This is a genomic window from Streptomyces sp. NPDC042100, from assembly GCF_055582325.1.
In genome coordinates this window covers 146,634-172,476 of the sequence record NZ_JBVJDK010000008.1, presented here as the reverse complement: position 1 = coordinate 172,476, position 25,843 = coordinate 146,634, and the positions used below count along the sequence as shown (strand labels likewise).

The 25,843-nt window shown below is 66.2% G+C and carries 28 protein-coding genes; 26 read left to right on the top strand and 2 right to left on the bottom strand.

Annotation, left to right across the window (positions count from 1 at the left end; translation table 11 throughout):
- Nucleotides 1-12: 12 nt before the first annotated feature.
- The 23 genes from ACZ6J5_RS19770 to ACZ6J5_RS19660 all read left to right on the top strand — a co-directional run bounded on the left by ACZ6J5_RS19770 (nt 13) and on the right by ACZ6J5_RS19660 (nt 22,741).
- Complete coding sequence (locus tag ACZ6J5_RS19770) at nt 13-579, top strand: hypothetical protein (RefSeq protein WP_469393181.1); 567 nt, start codon at nt 13-15, stop codon at nt 577-579.
- 100 nt (nt 580-679) lie between these two features.
- Nucleotides 680-1,639, top strand: coding sequence for a major capsid protein (locus ACZ6J5_RS19765; RefSeq protein ID WP_469393179.1), 960 nt, complete (start codon nt 680-682; stop codon nt 1,637-1,639).
- 208 nt (nt 1,640-1,847) lie between these two features.
- Entirely contained in the window at nt 1,848-2,375 is a 528-nt protein-coding gene (locus ACZ6J5_RS19760) for a hypothetical protein (RefSeq protein ID WP_469393178.1), read from the top strand.
- Nucleotides 2,372-2,716 carry a hypothetical protein gene (locus ACZ6J5_RS19755; protein WP_469393176.1) on the top strand — a complete coding sequence of 115 codons (345 nt, stop codon included), beginning with the start codon at nt 2,372-2,374 and terminating at the stop codon, nt 2,714-2,716. The genes ACZ6J5_RS19760 and ACZ6J5_RS19755 overlap by 4 nt, the downstream gene beginning before the upstream one ends.
- 238 nt (nt 2,717-2,954) lie before the next feature.
- A complete protein-coding gene (locus ACZ6J5_RS19750) occupies nt 2,955-3,365 on the top strand; it encodes a hypothetical protein (RefSeq protein ID WP_469393174.1) in 411 nt (136 codons plus the stop codon).
- A 41-nt stretch (nt 3,366-3,406) separates the two neighbouring features.
- Nucleotides 3,407-3,970: a phage tail tube protein gene (locus ACZ6J5_RS19745; protein ID WP_469393172.1), complete on the top strand. Its 564-nt coding sequence runs from the start codon at nt 3,407-3,409 to the stop codon at nt 3,968-3,970.
- A 31-nt stretch (nt 3,971-4,001) separates the two neighbouring features.
- Nucleotides 4,002-4,316: a hypothetical protein gene (locus ACZ6J5_RS19740; protein WP_469393170.1), complete on the top strand. Its 315-nt coding sequence runs from the start codon at nt 4,002-4,004 to the stop codon at nt 4,314-4,316.
- Nucleotides 4,317-4,704: 388 nt separating this feature from the next.
- Nucleotides 4,705-7,101, top strand: a complete 2,397-nt coding sequence (locus ACZ6J5_RS19735; protein WP_469393168.1) for a phage tail tape measure protein — start codon at nt 4,705-4,707, stop codon at nt 7,099-7,101.
- 100 nt (nt 7,102-7,201) lie between these two features.
- The gene (locus ACZ6J5_RS19730) at nt 7,202-7,972 is read left to right on the top strand and encodes a hypothetical protein (protein ID WP_469393166.1); all 771 of its coding nucleotides are present in this window, start codon (nt 7,202-7,204) and stop codon (nt 7,970-7,972) included.
- A 373-nt stretch (nt 7,973-8,345) separates the two neighbouring features.
- Nucleotides 8,346-10,196 (top strand): hypothetical protein, encoded by a 1,851-nt coding sequence (locus ACZ6J5_RS19725; protein WP_469393164.1) that lies wholly within the window; start codon nt 8,346-8,348, stop codon nt 10,194-10,196.
- A 97-nt stretch (nt 10,197-10,293) separates the two neighbouring features.
- A complete protein-coding gene (locus ACZ6J5_RS19720) occupies nt 10,294-10,467 on the top strand; it encodes a hypothetical protein (protein WP_469393162.1) in 174 nt (57 codons plus the stop codon).
- Between the two features lie 76 nt (nt 10,468-10,543).
- Nucleotides 10,544-11,314, top strand: coding sequence for a peptidoglycan-binding protein (locus ACZ6J5_RS19715; protein WP_469393160.1), 771 nt, complete (start codon nt 10,544-10,546; stop codon nt 11,312-11,314).
- 109 nt (nt 11,315-11,423) lie between these two features.
- Complete coding sequence (locus ACZ6J5_RS19710; RefSeq protein ID WP_469393158.1) at nt 11,424-11,666, top strand: hypothetical protein; 243 nt, start codon at nt 11,424-11,426, stop codon at nt 11,664-11,666.
- Nucleotides 11,663-12,238, top strand: a complete 576-nt coding sequence (locus ACZ6J5_RS19705) for a deoxynucleotide monophosphate kinase family protein (protein WP_469393157.1) — start codon at nt 11,663-11,665, stop codon at nt 12,236-12,238. Before ACZ6J5_RS19710 ends, ACZ6J5_RS19705 begins: the two co-directional genes overlap by 4 nt.
- Before the next feature lie 244 nt (nt 12,239-12,482).
- Nucleotides 12,483-13,217: a hypothetical protein gene (locus tag ACZ6J5_RS19700; protein ID WP_469393600.1), complete on the top strand. Its 735-nt coding sequence runs from the start codon at nt 12,483-12,485 to the stop codon at nt 13,215-13,217.
- A gap of 71 nt (nt 13,218-13,288) precedes the next feature.
- Nucleotides 13,289-13,987 (top strand): recombination directionality factor, encoded by a 699-nt coding sequence (locus ACZ6J5_RS19695; RefSeq protein ID WP_469393155.1) that lies wholly within the window; start codon nt 13,289-13,291, stop codon nt 13,985-13,987.
- Entirely contained in the window at nt 13,951-14,823 is an 873-nt protein-coding gene (locus ACZ6J5_RS19690; RefSeq protein ID WP_469393153.1) for a DNA cytosine methyltransferase, read from the top strand. The genes ACZ6J5_RS19695 and ACZ6J5_RS19690 overlap by 37 nt, the downstream gene beginning before the upstream one ends.
- Nucleotides 14,824-15,578: 755 nt before the next feature.
- Nucleotides 15,579-16,112 carry a hypothetical protein gene (locus tag ACZ6J5_RS19685; protein WP_469393151.1) on the top strand — a complete coding sequence of 178 codons (534 nt, stop codon included), beginning with the start codon at nt 15,579-15,581 and terminating at the stop codon, nt 16,110-16,112.
- Nucleotides 16,099-18,537 (top strand): phage/plasmid primase, P4 family, encoded by a 2,439-nt coding sequence (locus ACZ6J5_RS19680; protein WP_469393149.1) that lies wholly within the window; start codon nt 16,099-16,101, stop codon nt 18,535-18,537. Before ACZ6J5_RS19685 ends, ACZ6J5_RS19680 begins: the two co-directional genes overlap by 14 nt.
- Before the next feature lie 69 nt (nt 18,538-18,606).
- Complete coding sequence (locus ACZ6J5_RS19675; RefSeq protein ID WP_469393148.1) at nt 18,607-20,460, top strand: DNA polymerase; 1,854 nt, start codon at nt 18,607-18,609, stop codon at nt 20,458-20,460.
- A gap of 438 nt (nt 20,461-20,898) precedes the next feature.
- Nucleotides 20,899-21,660 carry a sigma-70 family RNA polymerase sigma factor gene (locus ACZ6J5_RS19670; protein ID WP_469393146.1) on the top strand — a complete coding sequence of 254 codons (762 nt, stop codon included), beginning with the start codon at nt 20,899-20,901 and terminating at the stop codon, nt 21,658-21,660.
- Nucleotides 21,661-22,103: 443 nt separating this feature from the next.
- Nucleotides 22,104-22,484 (top strand): hypothetical protein, encoded by a 381-nt coding sequence (locus ACZ6J5_RS19665; protein WP_469393144.1) that lies wholly within the window; start codon nt 22,104-22,106, stop codon nt 22,482-22,484.
- A complete protein-coding gene (locus ACZ6J5_RS19660; RefSeq protein ID WP_469393142.1) occupies nt 22,481-22,741 on the top strand; it encodes a hypothetical protein in 261 nt (86 codons plus the stop codon). Before ACZ6J5_RS19665 ends, ACZ6J5_RS19660 begins: the two co-directional genes overlap by 4 nt.
- A 51-nt stretch (nt 22,742-22,792) precedes the next feature.
- Here ACZ6J5_RS19660 and ACZ6J5_RS19655 read toward each other — a convergent pair whose 3' ends face one another.
- Both ACZ6J5_RS19655 and ACZ6J5_RS19650 read right to left on the bottom strand, forming a co-directional pair.
- Entirely contained in the window at nt 22,793-23,002 is a 210-nt protein-coding gene (locus tag ACZ6J5_RS19655; protein WP_469393140.1) for a DUF397 domain-containing protein, read from the bottom strand.
- The gene (locus tag ACZ6J5_RS19650) at nt 22,999-23,829 is read right to left on the bottom strand and encodes a helix-turn-helix domain-containing protein (RefSeq protein ID WP_469393138.1); all 831 of its coding nucleotides are present in this window, start codon (nt 23,827-23,829) and stop codon (nt 22,999-23,001) included. The genes ACZ6J5_RS19655 and ACZ6J5_RS19650 overlap by 4 nt, the downstream gene beginning before the upstream one ends.
- Before the next feature lie 95 nt (nt 23,830-23,924).
- Between ACZ6J5_RS19650 and ACZ6J5_RS19645 the strand changes: the two genes are divergently transcribed.
- The 3 genes from ACZ6J5_RS19645 to ACZ6J5_RS19635 all read left to right on the top strand — a co-directional run bounded on the left by ACZ6J5_RS19645 (nt 23,925) and on the right by ACZ6J5_RS19635 (nt 25,840).
- Nucleotides 23,925-24,188, top strand: coding sequence for a hypothetical protein (locus ACZ6J5_RS19645; protein WP_469393137.1), 264 nt, complete (start codon nt 23,925-23,927; stop codon nt 24,186-24,188).
- A gap of 524 nt (nt 24,189-24,712) precedes the next feature.
- Entirely contained in the window at nt 24,713-24,859 is a 147-nt protein-coding gene (locus ACZ6J5_RS19640) for a hypothetical protein (protein WP_469393135.1), read from the top strand.
- An 87-nt stretch (nt 24,860-24,946) separates the two neighbouring features.
- Nucleotides 24,947-25,840: a radical SAM/SPASM domain-containing protein gene (locus ACZ6J5_RS19635; protein ID WP_469393133.1), complete on the top strand. Its 894-nt coding sequence runs from the start codon at nt 24,947-24,949 to the stop codon at nt 25,838-25,840.
- The last annotated feature ends 3 nt before the right edge of the window (nt 25,841-25,843 follow it).

Sequence of the window (25,843 nt, the reverse complement as noted above, 5' to 3'; positions counted from 1 at the left end):
GGGGGATCACCTATGGCAGACGACTCGCAGAACACGCCCGGCAACGGCCCCGAGGACAAGCCCGAGGGCACGCCCGGTACGGCTACCGGCATCGAGCGCCAGGGCGAGGCGGGCACGGGGGCCGAGGGCGACCAGGCCGACGCGGTGAAGACCGCCGAGACCGCCCGAGCGGCTGCCGAGAAGCGCGCCGAGACCGCTGAAGCGGAAGCGGCACGGCTGCGCCGGTCGAACGCTGCGACCAGGGGCACCGACCTTGACGCGCTGCGCGAGGAGGTACGGGCAGAGTTCACGGAAGCGCTCGTGCGCGCCGAGCTGCGCGCGGCTGCCGCCGGTCGGCTTCGTGATCCGGCGGACGCTCTTGCGCTGCTGGACGTGGCTTCGCTCGCCGGCTCCGGGGGCGATATCGACGCGGCGGCGGTGGCTGCTGCCGTGGCTCAGCTCGTCAAGGACAAGCCGTACCTTGCGGTCGCAGAGGGCTCCGCCCCGTCGTGGGGTGATGTGGGTGCGGGGCAGCGGGACACGGCCGAGCCCGAGCCGGCGACGCCGTTTGACCGTCTGCGCCGCGCGTACGCCGCGTAAGGAACCTTTTCGCAGAAACGTTCTTGCACCCATTCCAGGGGACGCACCTAAATAGGTGCCGTCCCCTTTTTCATGCCCAACATCAGGGGGAATTCAGCACATGGCACTTACTCTTCCCGAGGCTGCCAAGCTCAGCACGACCGATCTTCAGCGGGGCGTTATCGAAACGTTCGTGCAGGAGTCCAGCATTCTGGACCGGCTGCCGCTGCTGCCCATCGAGGGAAACGCGTACGCGTACAACGAGGAAGCCACGCTGCCGGGCGTCCAGTTCCGTGCGGTGAATGAGGCGTATTCCGAGAGCACGGGCACCGTGAACCAGAAGTCCGAGAGCCTTGTAATTCTCGGCGGTGACGCGGACGTGGACAAGTTCATCGTAAAGACACGCGGCAATCTCAACGATCAGCGCGCTATTCAGACGCGCATGAAGATCAAGGCTGCCGCGTACAAGTTTCAGGATGCGTTTTTCAACGGTGACGTTGCCACCGAGCCGAAGGGCTTTGACGGTCTGCGTAAGCGGCTGGTCGGTGCTCAGGTGATTTCGGCGGGCACGAACGGCGCTCCGATCGTGGGTGACGGCAAGGGCGAGGATTCGCACGCGTTCTTTGACCTGCTGGACCGGCTGATTGCGCAGGTCCCGGGCCTGAACGCGAATAACGGTGCGCTGTACGCCAACGCTGGCGTTATCGCCCGAGTCAAGTCGGCTGCCCGCCGGATCGGCGGTTACGAGATGGTCCGCGAGGCGCTTACCGGAAAGATGGTCGCGACGTACAACGGCATTCCGCTGCTCGACCCGGGCCAGACTGCCGCCGGCGTGGACATTCTTCCTCAGACGGAGACGCAGGGCACGGCAACCGATGCGTCGTCCATTTACGCGGTGCGTTTCGGCCAGGCCGAGGACGACCGCGCGGTTACCGGTCTCACCAACGGGGGAATTCAGGTTACGGACCTCGGCGAGCTGGAGTCCAAGCCGAGTTACCGCACCCGGATCGAGTTCTACACCGGTCTCGCCGTTTTCGGTGGCCGTGGTGCCGCCCGCCTTAACGGCGTCCTTGCCAAGTAGCCGAGAGGGGTACGGAATGCCGCCGCGCAAGCGCCTTTTTTCCTCTCAGGTTCCGCACACGGATTCGTGCGGTGCCCCGGAGCGGATCGAGCATTTTCCTGTGATCGATTCCCGCTCCGGGGCCGCCCTGACCGTGGTGCGGTGCCTGGAATGCGGCGCACAGATAGTGAATTAGGGGGCTGCTGTGGGACTCCCTGCACTGGCGACCGTGGGCGAGCTGGCTGCGTGGATGCAGCGTGAGCCGGCCGAGCTGCCCGAGGGCGCCGCCCTGGCGCTCGACTCCGCGTCCGCCATCGTCCGCAGCGAAGCACGGCAGAGGTTCACCCGGGGTACAACGACTGTCGCTCTTGCGACCCGGGACCAGGTGGTCACGCTTCCCCAACATCCGGTCATCGCAGTGCAGTTGGTACGTGCGGGCGGGCGGGAGCTGCGGCCGGATGAGTACCGTTTGTGGCGGGACGAACTGTGGCTCGCGGGCTCGTTCGGCTCGGTGGTGGTCACCTACTCCCACGGGTACGCCGAGGTTCCCGCGACCGTGCGCGCCATCGTGCTCACGCTCGCGGGGCGGGTCCTGACCAACCCGTCCGACCTACGGCAAGAGTCTGTCGGTTCGGTGTCGGTGACGTACGCGGCCGAGACCATCGGCGCGAGCCTCGCCCCCATCGAGCGGGACCAGCTCGCCCGCTACCGCCCTCGCGCTGCCGTGGTGCAGCTCGGCAAGGGGCGGCCCTGGTGACGCTCCACTACACACAGACCGTCGTCATCCTGCGGGCCCCGTTCGTGGTGGACCGGTACGGCAACGTGACCAGCGAGCGGGATTGGTCGAGCGCGACCAGGACGACCGTCCGCCGGGTGTCGGTCCAGCCGGACACGTCCACCGAGGACGACGGGGACCGCCCTGCGGTGACCACGGGCCTACGGCTGACCACCCGCCGAGGGGTCGATATCGACCTGATCCCCGGGGACCGCGTGGTTGCCGGGGGCCGGCTGCTCGACATGGACGCAGAACCCGCCCGGTACGTCGTCGCGGGCCGACACCACCACACCGAGGCACGGCTAAGGGAGGTGGCGGGATGAGGTTCCGCCCGAACATGGCCGGTATCCGGTCGCTGATGAGGACCCCCGAGACGGGCGCCGAAATACGTCGGGTGGCCGAGCGCATCGCGTCCGCTGCGGGCTCGGCGGGGGGCGACTTCCGCACCGACTCAGCTCTAGGCGCCCGCCGTTGGCGTGCCGCTGTGATCGGCAACTACCAGACGCACAACGATGCCGAGGGCACCCGCCGCGCGCTCCTCCGGGGGCTGGACGGTGCCGAGTGACCCGCCCCGTCATCGTCATGCCGGACGCCGTGGCCGTGGTGACCGGGTATCTCCGGACGGCCCTCGCGGCAGCCGGCGAGCTGGTGCCGGTCGTCTCCCGGGTCCCCTCGCCCCGTCCCGCTCGGTTCGTCCGGGTGATGCGGGTCGGAGGGACCAGGGCGACCCCCGTATCCGACCGCCCCCGGCTCGACGTCCACGCGTGGGCCGATACCGAAGCGGCTGCCGCTGATCTCGCCGAGCTGGTCCGGGCCCTGGTGCACGTAATGCCCGGAGTCCGGGACGGGGTCACGGTGTACGGCGTGCGGGAGGTCGGGGGCCCGCAGTGGCTGCCCGACGACGTCTCGGGGGTACCCCGGTACGCGTTCGCCGTGGAGATTCACATGCGCGGGCGCTCTCTTAGCGGCTAATTTGCCGCAATCCATTTTGATATTCACTCAGGGGGAAACCCATGCCTCTTTCCGCTAGCGCTGTACGCGTAGCGATCACAGGTGCCGCATATGTGGCACCGCCTAAGACCAAGCTGCCGACCGATTCCGAATCCAACTGGGACGCGGCCTTTACCGATATCGGCTGGATCTCCGATGACGGCATCACCGAGTCCAACTCGGCGGACTCCTCCGAAATCAAGGGTTGGCAGGGCGGGCAGACCGTCCGCAAGGTGGTCAGCTCGTCCGAGATGACCTTTTCTTTTACGGCCATCGAGACCAGCAAGACCGTGCTTGAGCTTTACCACAAGGGCTCAAAGGTGGTCACGGCTACCGGCAAGAGCGCACTTGCCGTCAAGGCACCGGGGCCGGACCGCCGGGTTTTCGGTTTCGATGTGATCGACGGTGACGCGCATATCCGAATCGTGATCCCTGACGGCGAGGTCACCGAGACGGGCGACATTACCTATAAGGGCGACGAGGCCATCTCATACGAACTGACCATTACCGCCTACCCGGGGCCAGATGGCACGGTCGCTTTCAAATACAGCAATGACCCCGCGTGGTCTGCTGCCCCGCCCGCCTAATCCGAACTCAACGACTTTCTAGGTAGGACTCATGACCACCGCCGCTTTTGACCTTGACGTATGGGTCAGGGAAGCCCGCCAGGAACCTTTCCGGTTCACCGTGTCCGGCCGTCTTTTCGAGATGCCCGCCGCTGGAGAGCTGGACAAGTCCATTCTTACGACGGTCAACGTCGATAATCCGTCCGCCCGGGACATCGAGACTCTGCTAAAGGCTGGTCTCGGCGAAGCGTGGCCCATCTTCAACGAGATACCCATTCCGCTTGCCGCCCTTGGCGAGCTTTTCCGGCGCTGGCAGGCACACGAGGGCGTGCCGCTGGGGGAATCGTCGGCCTCTGCCGACTCCTGAGTGAGCACGGAGAGGCCATAGAGGCGGACCTAGCGCGCTACTACGGCGCAGATATCCGGGACGTGGTCCGGCCCGGGTCGGGGCTCACGTGGCGGCGGCTGCGGGCTCTGGTCGCCGCTCTCCCCGCAGACTCGGCGCTTGGTCGGTCCCTCGCCGGCGAGGATTCCGGTTGGACGCTGGAAACGCAGCTACTCGCTGCTCTTCACGATCGGCTCGCTGAGGCGAACTGGCAGCGGGCGAACGAGGGGGCGCGGACCCCGAGTCGTCGCCCAACTCCCATTCCCCGCCCTGGTGTTCGCCCTGATCGCATCGGCGGCACCGAGCGGGAGCCGCGCGAAGTCGCTGCGTATCTTGCCGAGTTGCAGCCCTCCCCGGGGGGTGAGGGCTAGTGGCCGTGGAAGTCGGCATGGGCTACGTGTCCGTCGTTCCCGAAGTCCAGGGATTCGCGGCCGAGCTACAGCGTCAAGTCACTGGCCCCGCAGAGAGCGCGGGAGCCGAGGGCGGGCAGTCAGCCGGCGAGGGTTTCACCGGCAAAATGGGCGGGGTCCTTAAGGGCGGACTTGCCGCTATCGGTATCGCAGCCGCCGCTCTGCTCGTCAAGGGATTCACGGATGCCCTGGACCAGACCCGTATCGACGGGCGAATACAGGCATCCCTAGGTAATACTCCCGCCGAGGCGAAGCGTTACGGCGAGGCCGCCGGACAGCTTTACGCGCACGGCATCACGGGGTCCGTGGAGGAAGCCGCTTCGGCAATCTCGGGCGTCATGCGCTCGGGCATTCTCCCGCCCGAGGCGACGAACGCGCAAATTGAAGAGATCACCGGCAAGATTGCCAACCTTTCCGACGTCTTCGAATTGGACCTAGGTCAGACCAGCAATGCCGTTGGTCAGATTCTCAAGAATGGCTTGGCCAAAAATGGCAGCGAAGCTCTCGACATTCTGACCGCTGGAATGCAGCGGATGGGGCCGAGGGCCGACGACATGGCCGACACTTTCAACGAGTATTCGACCAAGTTTAGGGACCTCGGCCTATCTGCTGCGGACGCCATGGGGCTCATGTCCCAGGGTCTCCAGGCTGGTGCCCGTGACACGGACACGATGGCCGATGCCCTGAAGGAATTTCAGATTCGGGCCACGGACGGCAGTAAGACCAGCGCGGATGCCTATCAGGCTATCGGGCTCAATGCCGAGGAGATGACCCGCAAGATTGCTGCGGGTGGTCCTGGTGCTCGTGAGGGGCTGCAACAGGTTCTCGACGGGCTCAAGGGAATTAAGGACCCTGCCGAACGCAGCGCCGCAAGCGTCGGCCTTTTCGGCACAAAGGCCGAGGATCTAGGTCGTGCCCTTTTCGCGATGGACCCGAAGACTGCCGTAAAGGCTCTCGGGGACACTGCGGGTGCCGCCAACAATATGGGTGACGCGCTGCATAACAATGCGTCGGCCAAGATCGAGCAATTCAAGCGGACGCTTGAAATCGGCGTGTCCAACTTCATCGGGAGCAACGTGCTCCCGCCGCTGATTTCTCTAGCGTCCACGGTTGGAAGCGTTCTCGGCCCCGCGCTCTCAACGGCACGGGATGTTGTGGGAGGGTTTTTCGGAGCTTTCGCATCGGGAGCCGGCGGGCAGTCCATCGCGGGTCTCGGGCAAACCATGGCTGGGCTTGGAGCGAGCACGCGGGATATCCTCGCTCCGGGCCTCTCGGCGCTCGGGCAGATATTCAGTACAACGCTGCTGCCCGCACTGCGCGGCGCGTGGACTGTGGTTTCCACGCAGGTTTTCCCGGCTCTCATGACCTTGTACGGCGCAATATCCACCTCGGTAATGCCGGTGCTGACAGGGCTTGCACGGATTTTTACCGAGGTCATCATCCCTGCCGCCATGCGGATTTACGCGGTGATCCTGGAGAACGTGCAGCCGATTTTCACCGCCTTCGCCGAGTTCATTACGGCGCGCGTGGTACCGGTGGTGCAGATGATCGGCGGAAAGTTCGCCGAGCTGATTCAGAAAGCGCAGCCGATTATCTCGGTGGTGGCGACGGTCGTAACGTGGCTAGCGCAGCTCGCCGCAAAGATCCTCGGCGCGGTGATTCCGGTAATCATCCGGCTCGCCGGCCCCGTGTTCTCCGGGCTCGGTACAGTCCTCGGCCTGGCTATCGGATGGCTCGGTGACATCATCGGGTGGATTGCGGACCTCGGGCGCGCATTCGTAGACGGGGCGCGTTGGGTTGCGGATTTCGCCAAGAAATCCAAGGACAAATTCGGCGAGTTCATTGATTGGGTCAAGGGGGTGCCCGACCGGATCAAAAAGTCCCTCGGTGATTTCGGGCGCCTGCTGGTGGACCAGGGCCGGGACCTGATTCACGGTCTGTGGGACGGAATTTCCAAAATGACCGACTGGCTAAAGGGCAAACTGGTCGGGTGGGCAAAATCTGCGATCCCGGGCCCGATTGCCTCGGCCCTCGGCATCAATTCACCCTCGCGCCTCATGCGGGACGCTATCGGTCAGTGGATTCCGACCGGCGTTGCCGAGGGAATCGACAAAACACAGCACGTGCTTGACGCACGCCTGCGGGCCATGGTCGCAATCCCCCGGATCAAGGGAATAAAGGCTGTCGGACGGGTTCGGCCGGCTCGGGCTGCTGCGGCCCCGCCGGTGTCGTGGCGGGACGAGTTGCGGCGCATCCTCGCCGAGAACGAATTGCGCCGGGAAATCGTGGTCAAGGTCGGCTCACAGGAGATCGCGCGTGCAGTGGCCATCGGCAACCGTCAGATAGCACGGAGGTGAGACAGTGTGGATTGGTGTTCCGACTCAGTCCGAGAGTGAGGGCGGGCTCCGTGAGATCCGCGACGGGCCCCGTCAGTTCGACCGCAGCCCCGATATCGGCGTGACGGAATTCCGGTCACTGTCCGGCGGTGTCACCACCTGGACAGCATCGGACTCCCCGCGCCGGTACTCGCTGGAATGGGAGGCGATGCTGCCGGACGACGTACGGCATATCGATGCCCTCGCCCGAAAAACGCACAGCACGGACCCTGTGGCGGTTATTGACCCGCTGGTCTCCAACCTGCTGGGGCATCGGCAGGCAGCGGGGCGGGGTCCTGCTGCACAGTGGGGCCACGACCGGGATGAAATCCAACTCCTGAATTCGGGTGCGGCGCCGTTCAGTCAGGCGGCCGACATTCGCGCCATTCCCGCGACCGGCTACGTCGAGCTGTCATGGAGAAATCCGGGATGGGGCGGGCTCTATCCCGTCCCGCCCCGGCAGCGCGTCACCTGGTGGTCGCTGAATGCAGCTAGCCGGCTGCCCGGGGCACAGGTGGAGAGTATCTGTCTGCACTGGTACAGCCGAGAACGAGAACTCATCAGCTCCTCTGTTCAGCCGGACCTCTCCCCGCTCGTGGTGGACAGCCCGAGCCGAGCTGTATTCGTACGTCCCGCGATCCGCTTTAAATCCCTTGGGATTTTCCACATCGGATATACGGCGCTCAGCCTCGGGGACACCTCGGCTCGGCTGGTCTCTGGATACGCGCCCCCGGGCGAGGGGTCCGGGGCATTCAGCATCACCGGGTACCGGAATGCGGCCACACCCGGAGACGGCGCGGTCCGGGATATCGGTATTGACCTCGTGGAGGTGGCGAACAGTGCGACCGGCTAGCACCGCCCTTACTGCTGCCCTCGCAGCGGGACAGCGCACCGCCGCTCACACTCTGCGGCTCGGGGGCCGGGACGTGTCGGGGCAGGTGGAGAGCTGGTCTCTCGATCGGGCGTACAGCACCGATCTGCCGGACGCGATGCGTGCGTTCACGGGGTCCAGTAGCGCGCAGCTCGACCTCACACTGACCGGCACGGGCGGGCGGTCCGGCCCCGAGTTGTACGGGCCCTGGGCGCCTCGGGCCACGGGGGACCTGGTGCGGCCCGGTCAGTCCGTGGTGCACGGCTGGGGGCTGGACTCCGCCGGGGGTGTCCTTGACGCGTTCCGTGGTCGGGTCCGGTCCCGCTCGGCGGAGTCGGGAGAGGACACGATCCAGGTGTCCGCGCTCGACGGCGCCGAACGGCTGCGGCAGCCGGCACGACTGCCGCACCCCGATATCCCCCTGAAAACCGTCACGGAAAACAGCCTCGTTTTCTACTGGATCGCGTCCAGTACATGGGCGGTGGACCACCTGCTACGGGCCGCAGGAATTCACACGTGCCCCCCGCCCCGCAGCTCGTCCATTTTCTATGCGGCCATGCACGGCGGCGCATCCCCCAGTGTGGGGAGTCTCGAAAAACTAAGTGGCCTGTGGACGCTGTGGACCAAAAATGGTGCGCCTTTTGAGTCGGCGATGGATGGGACCTTTTCCACGGCCGAGGCTACCTATCGGCCTGCTGTGGCCACGGTCAACCGGACGCTTGACGGGCTGTGGCTAGAGGGGTGGGTTAATACCGTATTCAGCCATCCGACTAGAGAGCAGTCCATCCGGTACCGGCTCCAGTACGACACGGGCACCGATTCCCGGTACGTCACGGTGGATGTCAATTTCCTGACAGGCGTACTGACTGCCAGCCACGGGACGAATGCTGACCCCACGCAGAATCAGCGGCTCACATGGACATCCCCGGCGATCGCCGGTACGGGCACCTATCATTTCGGCTGGTGGCTCCGGTGGAATGCGGCTGGAGTGCCCACGCTCGCCCCCACTGTGACGCGGGACGGTAATGCGTGGATCGGGGCAGACCAAAGCCTGTCCGCTACCCCATCACCGGCCGGTGATCTCCGGTCCGTGAATCTCCTGATCAACAACGTCCGCTGTGAGGCTATGCAGATTTCACAGCTGACGAGCAAACCCGAGACGGACCACGAGCGGACCCTAACGAACACCTGGACCAAGGGAGCAGCGCTTGGGACTCCGATTTTCCCCATGGCTGCCATTCCATCAGTGTCCGGAGATACGTGGTCGGTGCTGACGGATATTGCAAGGGCCACCCTGTCCACTGTCGAAATCGACAGGGACGGTTTTGTCAGGTGGCGGGATTACACCCGATGGGCGGCAGAAAATCCGGTTCCCGTGCTCACGGTTTCGTCCGCGCGGGAGCTAGCAAGCCTCACGGTGACTGAAGAAATTGACGCCTGCCGCAATGACATTTCTGTCCGCTGGCAGAACTGGGCCGGGCACGACTATGAGACGGACGGGGTTACGGATACTCCGTCTAGCCCGATAGCTGTTCCCGCCGGCGGGACGATCACCCGCAGTATGCCTATCAGTGAGGACCGGTACGACCCCGTAAATCCGGTCGTCGCCGACAACATCACGAATTTCGGCAGGCTGGTCATTCGGACGACTGCCAGCCCGACCGCCCCGGTGGTGCGGGGGGCTGCGGAATTCGGGGTTCGGCGGGACGGCGGTATGGCGCATCTGACGATCCGCAACCGCTCGGCCACCACGTTCTACTACCACGCGTCCAGCCTGCTCGCCGTGAAAGCCGCGCAGGGCGGCACGCCACTGGTGTCCGTCGCTGCCGAGCGGGATACGGCGAGTCAGGCCGCGTACGGGGTGCAGTCCTACGCGCATGAGGGTGCCCCCTGGGTCCAGGACCGGACCTCGGCCGCTGATCTCGCTCGTGCGCTGATCCGGGCGGGCGCCGCCCCGGCCCCACAACTTCAGAGTGTCGAGATCCTGCCCGACCCCCGGATCGACCTCGGGGACCTGGTGCGGGTCATGGACACGGCGGGCGCGCTGGACACCCTCGCCTGGGTGGTCGGCTCCCGCACCGAGGGGACGGGCTCGGCCGTACGGCAGACACTCGCGCTACGCGGCGCCAGGAGCCCGGGGCCGCCGGCTGACATCGGCCTCGCCCCGGACCAGCCGACACGGCCAGGAGCACCGCCACCGACCTAGAGAGGGGGGGGACGGCATCGAGGACCAGGACGACCCGCTAGGCGTCCGTATCGGCGCCCGGGAGATCTACGACGAGGTTGTTGGGCTGCGCGGAGACGTGCAGCGCCTCGGCCAGGAGGGCGAGACCGTGACGGAGACGCTAGAGGATCACGAGACCCGCATTAGGGGTCTCGAATCGGAGCGCGCAAAATACGTGCTTCCCGTGGCGCTGATTACCGCCGTGGCAACCGTCGTGGCTGCCGGGCTCACCGTGGCCAAGCTCGGCGCGTAAAGACCACCAGCACAGCGACCAGCCCCGTACCGGGCTCACCGGGCGGGGCTTTTTCATGCCCAAATCAGGGGGGAAAGTGGCGAAGTACAGCGGGGCGCAGTGGCGTCCCATCCCGGTCAACTACAACAAGGGGGGACAGGGTTCGGTCCGGGGCCTGGTCGTGCACATCATGGCGGGCACCCTCGCGGGAACGGATAGTTGGTTCCGCAACCCTGCGGCCCGAGCCTCCGCGCACTTCGGCACCGGCAAGGGCGGTGCGCTCTTCCAGTGGGTAGACACCGCTAACCGGGCATGGGCGCAGGGCGACGGCAACAGCTCGTGGCTGTCTATCGAGAACGAGGGGCGAGGCGGAGACACGCTCACGTCCGCGCAGATGGACCGGATTGCCGACGTACTTGCGTGGCTGCACCGTACGCACGGTGTGCCGCTACAGGTGGCGTCCGGGCCTGGGGGTCGCGGGCTCGGCTGGCACGCGATGGGCGGGAAGGCGTGGGGCAACCACCCGAGCTGTCCCGGCTCGCGGGTCGTGGCGCAGCTTCCGGAGATCGTGACGCGCGCTAAGCGGCTCGCTGGCTCGACCCCGAACAAGCCGAGACCGGCCTACGCGCCTTTCCCAGGGGCCGCGTGGTTCAAGCACAACCCGCGCTCCCCGCTCGTAACGGCCATAGGCCGCCGGCTGGTCGCCGAGGGGTGCGGGCGCTACACGTCCGGGCCCGGTCCGCAGTGGACCGAAGCGGACCGCAAGAGCTATGCCGCGTGGCAGCGCAAGCGCGGGTTCTCCGGGGCCGCCGCGGACGGGTGGCCGGGGCGTGCCACCTGGGACGCCCTGAGGGTCCCGCAGCCGTAGCCCGCACCATCACGCAGCGTGCCGACCGGTGCCCGCCATGTCCGCGTATCGCCCGGTCGTGTAGCTGCTCAAAATCTCGACGCTCTGTCACCAACTCACAGGAGAACCAGTGCAGTTCATTCAGTCCCACCCCGCCCGCATCTACGCCGTGGCGGTCGCCGCCCTCGCCCTGGTCGCGCACTATCGGCCCGAGCTGCCGAGCGCGCTCGTCCTCGGTCTCGTCGCTGCCGTCCTCGGTATCGGTGAGGCTGTCCAGCGCACCGAGGACCGGAAGACCGTTATGGCCCGCGAGCGCGACGACCAGGCCGACGACATCGAGGAGCACCAGGCCGACGACCAGGCCGACGCGTGACCTATCGGCACATCGCCCTCATGGGCCGAGCGGGCTCCGGGAAGGACACCGCCGCCGATCGGCTCGTCAGAAAGTTCGCGTTCACTCCGGTCGCGTTTGCGGACCCGCTGCGGGACCTCGCCGTGTCACTGGACCCGATCGTCACGCATGAGCCGGCGGGCGTCGGCTCCGTCCCGGTGCGCTTGTCGGACGTGCTGCGGCGGGAAGGGTGGGACCGGGCCAAACAACGGCCCGAGGTCCGCCGCACCCTTCAGCGGCTCGGGCAGGGGGTCCGGGACCAGGACGAGCGGTACTGGCTTCGCGCCGCCCTCGCCAAACTCGACGTCGCCGACCGGTGGGGGCTGCCCGTGGTGGTCACGGACTGCCGGTACGAGAACGAGGCGGCGGCCCTGCGGGAGCGGGGTGCGCTGCTGGTCCGCGTCGAGCGGCCCGGGGCGAGCGCGGGGGGCGAGGCCGCGCGGCACGTCTCCGAGCGGGACCTAGACGCGTACCCGGCGGACGTGACGATCCCGAACGCGGGCACGGTCGCCGACCTTGACGCCCTGGTGGACGCGCTCGCGGTTCGCCGCTGACCAGCGGGTGACGGGGTGGTGAAAGTGGCCCCTGTCTTTCTTTCTCTTGGTTTTTTCTTGTTCACCAAAAAAGTAAGGCTATTTCGTCACCTCATCACCCCTCGCCCCGCTGGTCGCACAAGCACAGCAATACGAGGGGGAACCAATGGCCGGAGCTATCCGGACGATTCAGCGCGGGGGTTCACGGTGGTACGTGGACCCGGTAACCGCGATCAAGTACCCGGGCGTTACCAGCATCGTTGCGATGCTGCCCAAGCCGTTTCTTGTCTGGTGGGCGGCCCGGATGACCGCAGAGGCGGCGGTCTCGAACCTGCCCGCCGTGGCTTCGATTGCCGAGCGGGACGAAGCGGGGGCCGTGGACTACCTGCGGAACGCACACTCGCGCTACACCAAGCTCCGGGCCCGCGTCGGTTCGGAAGCGCATGACCTTTTCGAGCGCATGGCGAGGGGCGAGGCCATCGGCCGAGTGCACCCCGATCTAGAGCCCTACCGCGAGGGGTTCGCCGAATTCCTGGACGTGGTGCGCCCCGAGCTGGTCCGCGCCGAGGACATCGCGTGGTCCGACTCGCACGAGTACGCGGGCAGCTTTGACGCGATCCTGCGGGTTCGGCTCGGCGAGGACGGTAAGCCCGACCACCAGGCCGGCGAGTGGCACACACTGATTGTGGATTGGAAGACCTCCAAGTCCACTTATCCCGATGTGGCGTTGCAGATGGCGGCCTATGCGCACGCCGACAAGATCGTTGCCCCGGACGGGAATTCCGAGCCCATGCCGGAATTCGACGGGGCCGCCGTTCTCCATATCACCCCGGAAGGTTGGGCGTTCAAGCCCGTTCGCATCGACCGCGAGGTTTTCGACACCTTCCTGACGCTGCGGCGCGTGTTCACGTGGGACCGCGAGACCTCTAAGACCGTGCTCGGCCGAGCGATTGCCGAGAGCGCCCGCCGGCTCATCACCGGTACGCAGCGCCGCGCATAACCAGCACCAGGGCGGGCCAAACCGAATCGGCTCGCCCTTTTTCATGCCCAAAAACAGGGGGATCTAAGACTATGGCACTTCGCATTTTTGAGACCGACCCGAACGCCAAGCCTAAGGAGTCCTTTTCTGACGACACGGTAGGCCGCTTCCACCTCGGCAAGCAGGAGAACGGAATTCCCGTTGCCCTTTCTGAATGGCGGGTGACGACCGGTGATCCTGCGGTCGCCGACGCTATCGCACAGCTCATGGGCGGAACGCCGGTCGAGACCGATTCCACCTCTGAGAATTTCATCGAGGTTCTGACGGACAAGTCGCTCACGAAGGTTGTTCTTTCCGGCGCCAACGCGATTTCCTCGGACCTCAAGCTGTGGAACGGCTCGGCGCTTATCCATCACTGTGACGGCGTGGAGTTCCTTTCTCCGGATGAGGACAAGGGAAAGCCGTGCCGATGCCCGGAACTGATGGAGGACCGAAAGGCAGCCGCTAAGTCCAAGCGGGGTCCGTCGCCCTCCATTGCAGTGACTTTCCGACTCGCCGACGATTACGACCTCGGCATTTTCAAGCTCCAGACGGGTTCTTGGAAGCTGGCGGAGACTCTGTACCAGGTGGAGAACGCGCTCGACAGGGTTAACGGCGAGGCTCTGTGCTCCATTGAAATGGAGCTTGTCGAGTTCACCACCAAGGCAGGTCGTGACGTCTCGTACCGTAAGCCGGTAATTCGCGTCCTTAAGGCGTGGTCGGACGCTATCGCCGAGGAACCCGCTTACTAAGACCGTGGCGGTTGGGGCTCCGGACGGACCATTCCCGGGGCCCCTTGTCCCGCCCCTCACAGGGGGTTCCCTTGCCAATCCTTGAGCTGTGCGCCGGCTATGGCGGGCTCGGCCTCGCGGTCGAGCGGCTGACCGGTGACCAGGTGCGATACGTCGCTGAGACCGATCCGGCAGCATCGCAGATCCTCGCGGCCCGTTATCCGCACGCGCCGAACCTCGGCGACATTACACAAATCGACTGGTCCGCCCTCGCGGGGGAAGTGACCACCATTACGGCCGGGTTCCCGTGCCAAGACATTTCCATTGCAGGGAGAGGGGCGGGCATCAATGGCACGCGCTCGGGTATCTGGACGCACGTCACCGAGGCCATTCGCGCAATTCGACCGGGGCTCGTGTTCCTGGAAAACGTTGCAGTCATTCGCGGCCGAGGAATGCCCGACGTTCTCGGGGAGCTGGCCGAGATCGGGTACAACAGTCGGTGGTGTTGCTATAGAGCATCCGCAATTGGTGCCCCCCACCAGCGAGACAGATGGTTCTGTCTCGCCGTGCCTGAAAACCCCGACCGCGAATCTTGGGACGAATGGCGGGGCGCAACACCCGCATATTCGTACTGGGAAAGCCCCCTCGCGGGGGGGGGAATCGGCGACGTCTGCACGGAGCCACCCTCGCCGATGAAGTCTGTTTCCTACTGCCCTACTCCGACAGCCTCAGACGCGACGGGTGGGCCAGGGAATTCCCCGAGCCGGACGGGCGGGATGAATCTGCGGACGTTCGTCATTCTCCTTCCGCATGGTGGGGCGAATTCCTGCCCGCAATCCGCCGATGGGAAGACCTGACCGACTGCCCCGCACCTGCCCCGACCGAAAAGGGTCCGCGCGGCGGAGTGCGCGTTACGGCCGAGTTCGCCGAATGGCTTATGGGCATCCCCGGATGGGTGACCGCCGTCCCGGGGCTCAGCCGCCGCGACCAGCTCAAGGCCATCGGCAATGGAGTGTGCCCGCCGCAGGCTTACGCGGCATTCCGACACCTGATGACACACAGCGATATTCCGAGGGGGACACATGGGGAAGCGGGGCGTAATCACGGACTACGCGGGCGACGAGCTGTATCCGGGGGACCTGGTCGCCTATGCCGCACGACAGGGGAACCGCGTACGGCTAGCCGATGCGGTGGTGAAGCGGGTAACGGCACGCATCGAGGGCGGACGGCTCCGGCCGATGCTGCTCGTACGGCCGACCGGAACTGAATCCGGATTCACTAAGCGGCGCTCCTTGCGTTCTGAGTGGATTTCCGCCGAGCACGTCCGGTTGATCCTGCCCGACGTGACAGGCGAGCGAGACGAGTAAAACGCACAACCGGAAGGGCCGGACGTACCCGCGTGGTGTGCCCGGCCCTTCCGTATGGGGGGGAATCATGATCTACGAAATTAGCGCCGAATACGCCCCGCCGATCGGCGACATACGCGAACTCAGCGCGGGGGACGACCTGTACCTAATGCCGGGGTGGAAGGCACGCCCGGACTGGCTGCGGTATCTCGCTGCGGCTGCGCACGCCATGGGGCGCGGGTGCGTGATCCACCAGGGGGCCGACCGTGGCTAACCCGAACAAGTCCAAGGGCACGCAATGGGAAAGCGCCGTACGCGACTACCTGAACGCGTTTCTCGGACTAGTGGACGCGCACGGAAAGTTTCTCGACCCGATGAACGGGGCGAACGTCCGCCGAGCCGCACAGGAAGGCGCGCGGGACGTGGGCGATATCCACGCGGCCCCGTTCGTGCTGGAAGCGAAGAACACCGCAACCCCCGCCGTGCCGACGTGGATTCGGCAAGCGGAGGTCGAGGCGGGGCACGCGGGATTTCCTTACGGCGTGGTCGTGCGGAAGATGCGCGGTCACTCCGTCGCCATGGGCCGCGTGCACGTGTCGGTGAGGACGTGGACCCGGATACGGCTCGCCCTCGGGATGCCCACGCAGGAATTCGCGGCGCTCTACGGCTGGTCGGTCTCGCTGCGCGGACTCAACACGGGCCGGTGGTACCTGACCACCACCGTGCGGGACTTCGCGCACCTGGTCGGCGACTACCGCCGCAATGTCCCCTCGGGGGTGAGCGCCCATGCTGTTCGCTGACCTGCTCGACCGCTTCGACCAGGTGACGACCGAGGGGGACGGGGGCTATGCGGCTCTCTGCCCCGGACACCAGGACTCGCGCCCGTCACTGCGTATCTGGCGGGGCGATGACAACAAGGTCCGCATGACCTGTCGGGCGGGGTGCGACACCGCCGACGTGATCGCAGCGGCACGGCTCACGTGGTCTGACCTGTTCGACGCGACCGGCCCCGGGGCCGTGGTGGCTGCCGGCCGCCCCGAGCTGGTTCCCGTGGCCCACACGGCCGCCCTCGCCGCGTACGCGGACCGGTGTTCGACCGCCCTTGCGGGGGACTACGCCGGCGAGTGGCCCGCAAGGGCACGGGCGTATCTCGCGGACCGCTTCGGGCTCGACCTGGACACTGCCGCCGAACTCGGTGTCGGTGTGGATGACGGGCGCCAGGACGAGGGGTTCGCCTACCTGTCCCGGGCCTACCGCGCGTTTCCTCGGCTGACCGTGCCCCTGGTCGGGTTCGACGGAGTATCGCGCGGGCTACAGGGCCGGGACCTCACCGGCGACTGTCCCGGGCGGTGGCTGTCCCTCATGAACCCCAAGGGCTACCGATGGGCCCCGTACGGGGTCATGCGCGGCCAGGGCGGATACGGCACGGTCCTGGTGACCGAGGGCCCGGGAGACGGTCTCACGGCCGTTGCAGTCGGCTACAACGCGGTGGTGGTCCGTGGCGCCTCGCTCGCCGGCTCGCCCGAGCTGGTCGCCGAGCTTGCCGAGGGGCTGCGCGGACAGCTCGTCATCATCTGCGGCGACAGCGACCGCGCGGGCTCGGGGTTCTCACAACGTCTCGCCGAGGGGCTGACCGCCCACGGGGTCACGGCCCTGGTACTCGACATTCCCCACCAGGGCGACGACCTGACCGACTGGCGCGCACGGGACCCTGCCGCGTTCCCCGCCGAACTGCACCGTGCGGTCAAGGCGGCCCGACCCGCAAGAGACAACGCCGAGGTTCAAGAGGCCGCCCGTGCAACAGAGTTGGCGAACCGCACCGGTGCCGACTCGGTGTCCCGGGACCAGGGCAGCGAGGCCGCGCGCATCCTGTCGGACCTGGTGGGCCAGTACGGCGAATCGGACGCGATGAACGCTCACGCCCTGGTCGCGTTCAACAACGGCACCATCCGGTATGCGGCGGGTCTCGGTTTCTACACCTGGAACGGCCGGATTTGGGTCCGCTCGGATATGCGGGTGAGGCAGGAAATCCACCGCATGGGGGCCGCCCTGGTGCTCGCGGGTCAAAACCAGTTGGCACGCGGTTTCACGATGACGTCCCGCATTGACGCGCTGCTGACCGAGTTGTGTTCCGTTCCCAACGTGTCCATCGGCGCGACCGATTTTGACGACCGTCCCGACCTGTTGAACTTCCGCAATGGCACGGTTGATCTCCGCACGGGCCGGCTCCGCCCGCACGACCAGGCCGACCTACTCACGTACGCGCTCGATATCGACTACAACCCGCACGCCACGTGTCTGCGGTGGGAAGCGTTCCTAGAGGAAATCTTTCCCGGGATGCCGGACATGCCTGCCTATATTCAGCGCATGGTCGGATACGGCATCACGGGCCACACCACCGAACAGGCATTTTCCGTTCTGTGGGGCAAGGGCGCCAACGGTAAATCGGTGCTGGTGGACACGCTGACTTCCGTTTTCCGTGCCATTTCGCGGACGACTCCGTTTAGCACGTTCGAGGAACGCAAGAGCGGCGGTATCCCCAATGATATTGCGGCATTGCGTGGCGCCCGACTCGTCATGGCGTCCGAGGGCGAGAGCGGTAAGCCCATGTCGGAATCAATCCTTAAGCGGGTCACCGGTAAGGACATGATTTCGGCAAGGTTCCTGCGTCAAGAATTCTTCGAGTTCCGTCCGTCGTTCCTGCTGCTGTTGGCGACGAACCACAAGCCGAAGTTTAAGAGTCAGGACGAGGGGCTTTGGCGACGGGTCAAGTTGCTGCCTTTCACCAGGTGGTTTGCGCCCGAGGAACGCGACCCCGCGCTAGATAGGAAGCTGCTCGCCGAGTCCGAGGGAATCGCCGCATGGGCGGTCCGCGGGGCGGTGTCCTGGTACCGCGAGGGGCTGCGAGACCCGCAGGTCATCACGGGTGCATCGCAGGAGTACCGCGAGACCTCGGACCCGCTCGCGGGCTTCCTGCCGGGCGTTCTGGAGTGGGCCGACGACGCGGTGACCATGACCGGGAACGACGCCTTTAACAGCTATCTGGACTGGTGCGAGGCGGAGAACCTTCCCGGGCGTGAGCGCTGGACACGGCAGGCTTTCTATTCCGCCATGGAAGAACGCGGAGCCATCAAGAAGCGCACCAAGAGGGGTATTTCCCTCGGCGGTCTGCGCCTCGCCGACGAGAGCCCCGAACAGACCGGCCCGGGAATCTTCGGCAGCTAGCCCATACACACGCGGGGCCGTTCACCTTGACCAGGTGGGCGGCCCCCTTTTTTGTTTTCGGGGGGAAGCATGATCGAGCTACGGCACGAGGTAGCCGGCGAGACCGTCACCGTGCACGTGCCCGAGACCACGGAGGATCTAAACGAGTTCTGGACGTGGCTTTACCGGGCGCGCGAGCGGGGCCCTATCGCCGTGGACACCGAGACCACGGGTTTGGAGATATTCAGCCCCGCGTTTCGGCTGCGCACGGTGCAATTCGGCGACGAGCGCGACGCGTGGGTGATCCTGTACGAGCGGGGCGGATATCACGAGTCATACGCCCGTGACGCGCTCTTGCGCTGCCGGGAAATCCTGATTCACAACGCTGCCTATGACTGGCTCGTCCTCGGGCAGTGCGCCGGAATACCCATGGAAGACCTAACCCCGTGGACGACAGATACGCGCATCCTCGCCGCACTTATCGATCCTCGGCAGCCCTCCGAGGGCGGGGCAGGAACCGCGCTCAAACCACTTTCGGCGAAGTGGCTTGACCCGGCGGCCCCGGACACGCAGGGCGGGCTTACAAAGGTCTTCAACGGTCTCGGATTCACCAAGGAAACCGGGTGGGCGGGAATCCCGCTCACGCACCCAACCTATTTGCTCTATGCCGGTCTCGACGTGATCCTGACCGCTCGGCTTGCCCCCATGCTCCGCCGAGAGCTGGACCGGCTCGGCGTGCGCCCCGAGCTGGTGACGTATGAACACGAGCTAGCGAGGCTCTGCGCCACGATGCAGCGGCGGGGGCTGCTGGTGGACCAGGAGTACGCGGCCCCGCTCGCTCGCCGGCTTGCCGAGGAAGCCGAGACGTACAGCGCCGTTGCGGCCCGGTACGGAGTCGTCTCGGTGGGCAGTCCCGCACAGGTGGCGGAAGCTCTTGCGGCCATGGGCGAGACGCTGACCGAGCGGACCGACGCGGGCGCGCTCAAGGTGGATAAAGCCGTCCTGCTGCCCCTCGCCGACCTTGACCGGGACTGGCAGCGCATCGGGGCCCGAGAGCCCAACACCCTCGCGGACGCGGTCCTGAGAGCGAAGCGCGCAGCGAAGTGGGGCACGACGTACGCCGAGCGGTTCATGAGCAAGGTGGACGCTGCGGGGCGCATTCACCCCGTGATATCGCCCCTCGCCGCACGCACGGGCCGCATGTCCGTCACGGACGGGCTGCACCAGCTCCCGTCATCTGATCACGTGATCCGCCGCGCGATCCTCGCCGAGCCCGGACACGTCATGGTCAGTACGGATTTCCAGGCCGTGGAAATGCGTGTCCTCGCAGCGCTCGCATCGGTCCGTCGCATGACAGCGGGATTCACCGGCGGTGGCGAGAAATTCGATATCCACGCCTACACCGCCCACCTGATCAAGGGCGACCAGGCCACCCCGAAGGACCGGAAAGTCTTCAAAGGTGCGGGATTTGGAAAGGTCTACGGGGGTGGAATCAAAACCATTTCGAGGCAGACCGGAGCCACAGAATCGGAGATCGCGCAAGCGGTCGCCGCGTACGACCGGGCGTTTCCCGAGATCAAGCGCGCGTCCTCGCGATGGCAGCGTGAGGCATTTCAGAACGGCATGGTGTTTGTCTCGGCGACAGGTCGGCGGCTACCGCTGGACCGGGACCGCACTTACAGCGTCGTGAATTATGCCTGCCAGAGTGCGGCCCGCGACCTGCTCGGGCAAGCCATGCTCAATATGGAGGATGCGGGGCTTCTCGATTACATGCGCCTGCCCATCCATGACGAGATTCTTGCGTCCGTCCCGCGTGGTGACGCCGAGGACATCGCGCGCGAGTTCCAGCGCTGCATGTCCATGGACCTGTACGGCGTGCCGATCACCGCTGACCCCGAGATCGGCGGGCGGTCGTGGGGCTCGCTGTACGGCGCGGACTACTAAGAAAGGCTCTGACCTGCTGGTATGCCCGGCTCTACGCCCGTGCGGACACATGGGCCATGGACATGGTTGCCCTCGGTTTGATCACGAATAGCGCATTGACGATCCGTCAGATAACGGCTGCACCGTCGATCTGGACGGTATGCCCGAATAAGCGAAGATAACGCACGAATCTATGCCGTTGTCCGCTGCGTGATGCCGACCTAATTTCGGTGTCACGCAGCGACACGGCAATGCGCAAGCCCCGTCCTGCTCATCCGGGACGGGGCATCTTCATGCCCTCTTGCAAGGCGCATTGCACTCGAGCCGAGGGGCCCTCATGCCCTTTTCGACTCCGTTCCGGGAGCCCCCGGGCCCTCGTCGGCCCACCAAATCGACCTGGAACGGTGCCCCTTGATTCAGCTCACTCATGCCCAAATATCCGACGCTAAAGCGAATGACTTGGACGCGGTATCGTCAGTGATCCGGGAAACCGATGAACTTGTGAACGCCCGCGCTCACAGGTTCGCCACTACCGCCGGACACACAGATACGGACCTGGTGGAAGACCTCGCACAGGTGGGGCGAATAGCCGTTTGGGAAGCCCTCGGCGATTTCGGCGGCGACGACCCTGCACAGTTCATGGCGCACATAGACCGACGGATTACCCGGGCCATGGCTGACGCGCGCCGCGAGGCCACCCGCCCCGGGGTCAGTTCCTACACGGCCAAGCGATTTGAGAACGCCCTTCGCCTCGCCGCCGGCGACCCCTACGAGGCCGTAAGAATCGCGACTTCCGAAGAGCGTGGAACCGACAGGCTGACTGCCGAACTTGCGCACGCAGCTCGCCTTTCGTGGCTCGGGCTCGATTCGTTGGACAGGCCGGCCACCAGCGCTCGGCACGGCGAGAGCTTCACTCTCGGGGACGTGATCGCTCAGGAGGTCGGCGTACCCGCCGATCTGGTGGACTCGGCCGACATCGCGGGCCACCGCCAGCGCGTGATCCGAGAGTGCGTGCACCGTACGTTGGGGCTGCTGTCCGAGCGGTACCGCTACGTACTCAAGGCAGATCACGGCATCGCCCCCCTCGGCTGCTACGGGGACGGCCCTGACGCCGACCTTGCGGCCGACATGGGCTTGACCACGGCACAGGTCAAGCAAGCCCGGAAGTACGGCAAAACCCGGTTCGCCGAGCTGTACCAGGCTGGTGCACGCGCATGGTGATCCTGCCGACCCGCGACGGCGGGACCGTGACCGTGACGCGCCTCGGTGCCCTGGTGGACATGCACGTGAGGGACCTCTCGGGCCGCACGGTGGCCACCGTTGCCAGACCTGCGTGTGAGGCTGCACGCCTGCTGTCTGGACTTACACGTACCCATGATGATCATTAGTGGGGTAAACAGGGCATTCCGACTGTTCGGCTCTCAACTACCGCCGTCCGTGGCTGTTTTGAGTCGCAGTTACAGCTAAAAACCAAACCGCACGGTTCGTTAGTGCCGTTGACCTGCGGGTCTTTGAAAAAAGCCCCTTGCGTGACTGGAGGGGGGTGGCTTAATGTCGATGCCGCAACCGCAGAGATGTTCGATACGTCGAGTAGCAGGGGTGGGACAATGGGTGCTGAAAGGGACATGACCGCTACGCCGCAGACCGCACCGAGGGGTGGGGGCATGTGCGAGCTGCGCGTAGAGCTGTTTCAGCGCGGACCGGGCGGTCTGTTTTGGGAGTGGGTACCCGCCTACACCGTGCCCGCCCGCCGCATCCAGGCCACCACGGACGGGGATCTCTCCGCCGCACTCGCCCTGTACGGTCCCCGCGTCGCCGGCCTACTGGAAGACCGAAGCGAGCTGATGTGGCGGATCACCGCGCATCACATCGGCTCCGACGACATCGTGGCTCAGTGGTATTGGCAGCGCTCCGAGGAAACCGCGCGCTGGGTCCCGCACTGTGAGCCGTGGGTCATCCTGGACGACCGCCGCAGGGTTGCGGCCCTGCACCGCGCGCGGCGCCTCGCTGACCTGCGCGACCTGCGCGACCAGGACGCGGCATGACTACCGCGCCCACCCGGACGGTCGTTGACGGGCTGCCGTCCCGGACGGACGCGTACGAAGCGGCGGCGACCATGGCCAGGACGCTCGTCCGCGCGGGGCTCGCCCTCCGATACGGCGTCAGCGTGCACCGCATCGCGGTATCCCGTGAAGACAGCGGATTCGGCGTCTGGCTGACCGACCGGGCGCCCGACCAGGCCCCGCCCGCCGAGCTGTCCCGTCTGCTCCGGCTCCGGCCGGCACGCCTCGCGGCAGCATGACAAAGCCCCGCCTTGCACCCAACTACGGGGCAGGGCGGGGCTGTTGTGCGTTCAGGCGCCGAGCTGGCCGCTCTTGACGCCGTCGATGAACGCGGCGAACGCGGCGGCGGGGACGGTGAGCGTCGGGCCGGCGGGAACCTTCGAGTCGCGGACGGGCACGACGCAGCTTGTAACGACAAGGTTGGTGGCCACCTCCACGCACTCCCCACCTTGGCCACTGTACGAGGACTTGAACCAGTCGGGGTGTGGCGTTTCGGTCACAACATGCCCTTTCGTGCTTTCTCGATCATGGCGACAGAATCCGTTGGCGAGAGGGATTCGGCCTGTAGGTGATGATAGGCCGCAAGCACGGGGAGGACCGCAGTGGTCTCCCGCTCCAGGTGGCCCCGCTGGGCCGATTCGGCGTACGCCATGAGAGACCGGTTCGGCATCGTCAGAATGTTGATCGGAAGGTTGAACGGACGCCTCTCACCCATGGCGAACGGTGCCACCTGGAGGATGGCGTTCGGCGTCTCGGCGAACTCCAGAATGCGAGCGAACTGGGCCTTCATCACAGCGGGCGGTCCCATCGGGCGGCGGATGCAGCTCTCGTCTAAGACGACGAACATCTGAGGTCCGCCCGGGTGCATCACGGCGGCCTGGCGCTGCATCAAGAGAGTCTGCCGCTCTTCGGCCTGTGCCTGTGTTGCTGCACCTCGGCGGACCTCGGCGGCCTCCAGCGTGGCAGCGTACTGGGGGACCTGGAGCAGACCCGGGACCACACCTACGTTGTACAACCTGAGCTCTACGGCGAGCGGCTCGACTTCGAGGTACTCCGGGAAGCCATCCATCAGCGAGCTGAGGCGCATGTCCTGTAGCTCACGCTCGAACATGTCCCCGGTTCCCAAGGCGATGTCCGCCTTCCGCGCGAACCGCAAAGTAGCTATCTTTCGACCGGTTTCCACAGTCGAGATATGCACGGCTGAGTACCCCATGCGGCTGCCCAACTCGACCTGGGTCCAACCCTGCTCTAGTCGCAGCCTGCGTAAATGTGCGCCGAATGCGGCTCGGTTGGACGACTCGGGGTCCAACTCCTTCACGTTGGCCAACTTTTACTCCTACGGCGCAAGGTTGAATGGCTCATCGACTCTAGGCCACGCTAGCGGCTCCCAGTAGTGCAAGTGCTACGGAGAGGAGCGGTCGCATGTCCGACACGACGACCGTGCAGCACCCCCCGCCCCCGCCGCCCATCCGCGCCGAGATCGGCTCGTTCGTGGTCGATACCCGCGACGGCGCCGCCCGGATCGGACGCGTCGAGGGGCACCACTACGACGAGCGGCTGTGGCTGCGGCCCCTCGGCGGGGGTACCGAATGGCTCGCCGATCGCGCGGACCTGCGCCCGCCGACCGAAACGGAGATGGTCACGGTCCGCGCGGTCACGGCCCCGGTCTCCCGCACCGTTCCGTGACCACAGCCATAGGCACCACGGTCTACCGCATGGCCGCGCACCCTCTCGCTGAACTGACCATGACGGCGCGATGCCTCGCCGGTGAGTGCACGTGGGAAGCACAGCCGGCAACCGAACCGCCGACCTCCACGGTGTCGTGTGAGTCGCACACGGCCGAGACCGGGCACGCGGTGTTCGCGGTCGCGCTCGAATACGTGGCCCTGGTCACGAGCACCCCCTAGACCCCCGCTCTTCCGGGCGGGGACGTGCAGTCCTGCGAGCCGTGAGCCGCCCGAGCCGGATCGGACGGTGGAAACTCCCCCGCGCGGAGATACCCGAGGGCGCCCCCCCGGGGCCTCTCCAGCGGTGCCGCCGGTCACGGTACTGGCCGCCGGCGAGGGGCTGCACAGCGGGTCCCGCCCGCATTTTCCTCTCTAGGTACGGGTGGGACCCGCACACAGACTCCGCCCCTCGGCCCGGACGTACCCCCCCGGGCCGAGGGTGCGGGCCGCAAGAGCAAAGCACACCAGAAAGGAAGGACCATCATGTCCGAGCCCATCGAGCCCGTGACCGAGGACCCGACCATCAGCACCACCAGCGACACCGAGCCGGCCCCCGACCCGGACACCGACGAGCGCCAGGACGACGAGACCGTTCCGAGCGACGCCACGGGGTGGCTGCTCGCCGTCTAGGCGGAGCCAACCGCTAAGCCCGGTGGGGAAGTTGCACCTTCCCCACCGGTGCCAGAGGAACACCCACTCACCGAGGGAGCATGACCAATGGCAGCGGCAACGTTACTGAAGTTCGCGTGGCTGGAGGTGACGGGACTCTGCCAGGAGTTCTGTGACCACTGTTACGCCGACTCCGGCCCCACCGGCACTCACGGCACGATGACCGTGTCCGACTGGGGCCGCGTCATCGATGAGCTGGCGGACATGGGAACGCTCGATGTCCAGTTCATCGGCGGAGAACCGACGCTCTACCCGCACCTCCCCGAGCTGATCCGGCACGCCCACGGGCGTGACCTCGGCATCGAGGTGTTCTCGAACATGACGCACATCCGTGAGGAACTGTGGCAGGTGTTCCAGGACTGCGGGGTGCGACTCGCCACCTCGTACTACTCGGACGACTCCACCGAGCACGACGCCGTGACACAGCTTCGCGGCTCCCACAAGAAGACCCGCGCCAACGTCGCCAAGGCGCTGGACCTGGGTATCCCGCTGCGCGGCGGAGTCGTGGCGGTCAGCCCCGGACAGCGTGTCCAGGAAGCCACCGCGGATCTGCTGAACCTCGGCGTGCCGCAGGTCGGCGGCGACCGCACGCGGGCGTTCGGCAGGGCAAGCAAGGGAGCCGCCCCCACGATCGCTGACCTGTGTGGGCACTGTGCCCACGAGAAAGCCGCCATCGGTCCGGACGGCGACATGTGGCCGTGCGTGCTGGGACGGTTCCTCAGGCTGGGGAACGTTCTGGAGCGCTCGGTGGCGGACGTGTGGAACGGTGCCCAGGCCGCCAAGGTGACAGCCGACATCACCGAGGTACACGGCGCCGGCCGCGCCGCCTGCACACCTCCGCAGTTCCTTCCGATGTGCGGGCCGTGCGGGCCGTGCGTGCCGTCGGTGGGACACTGCGACCCCCAGAAAGCGGACGCGCCCGCTGTGGGCGCCACCGCCTGAGAA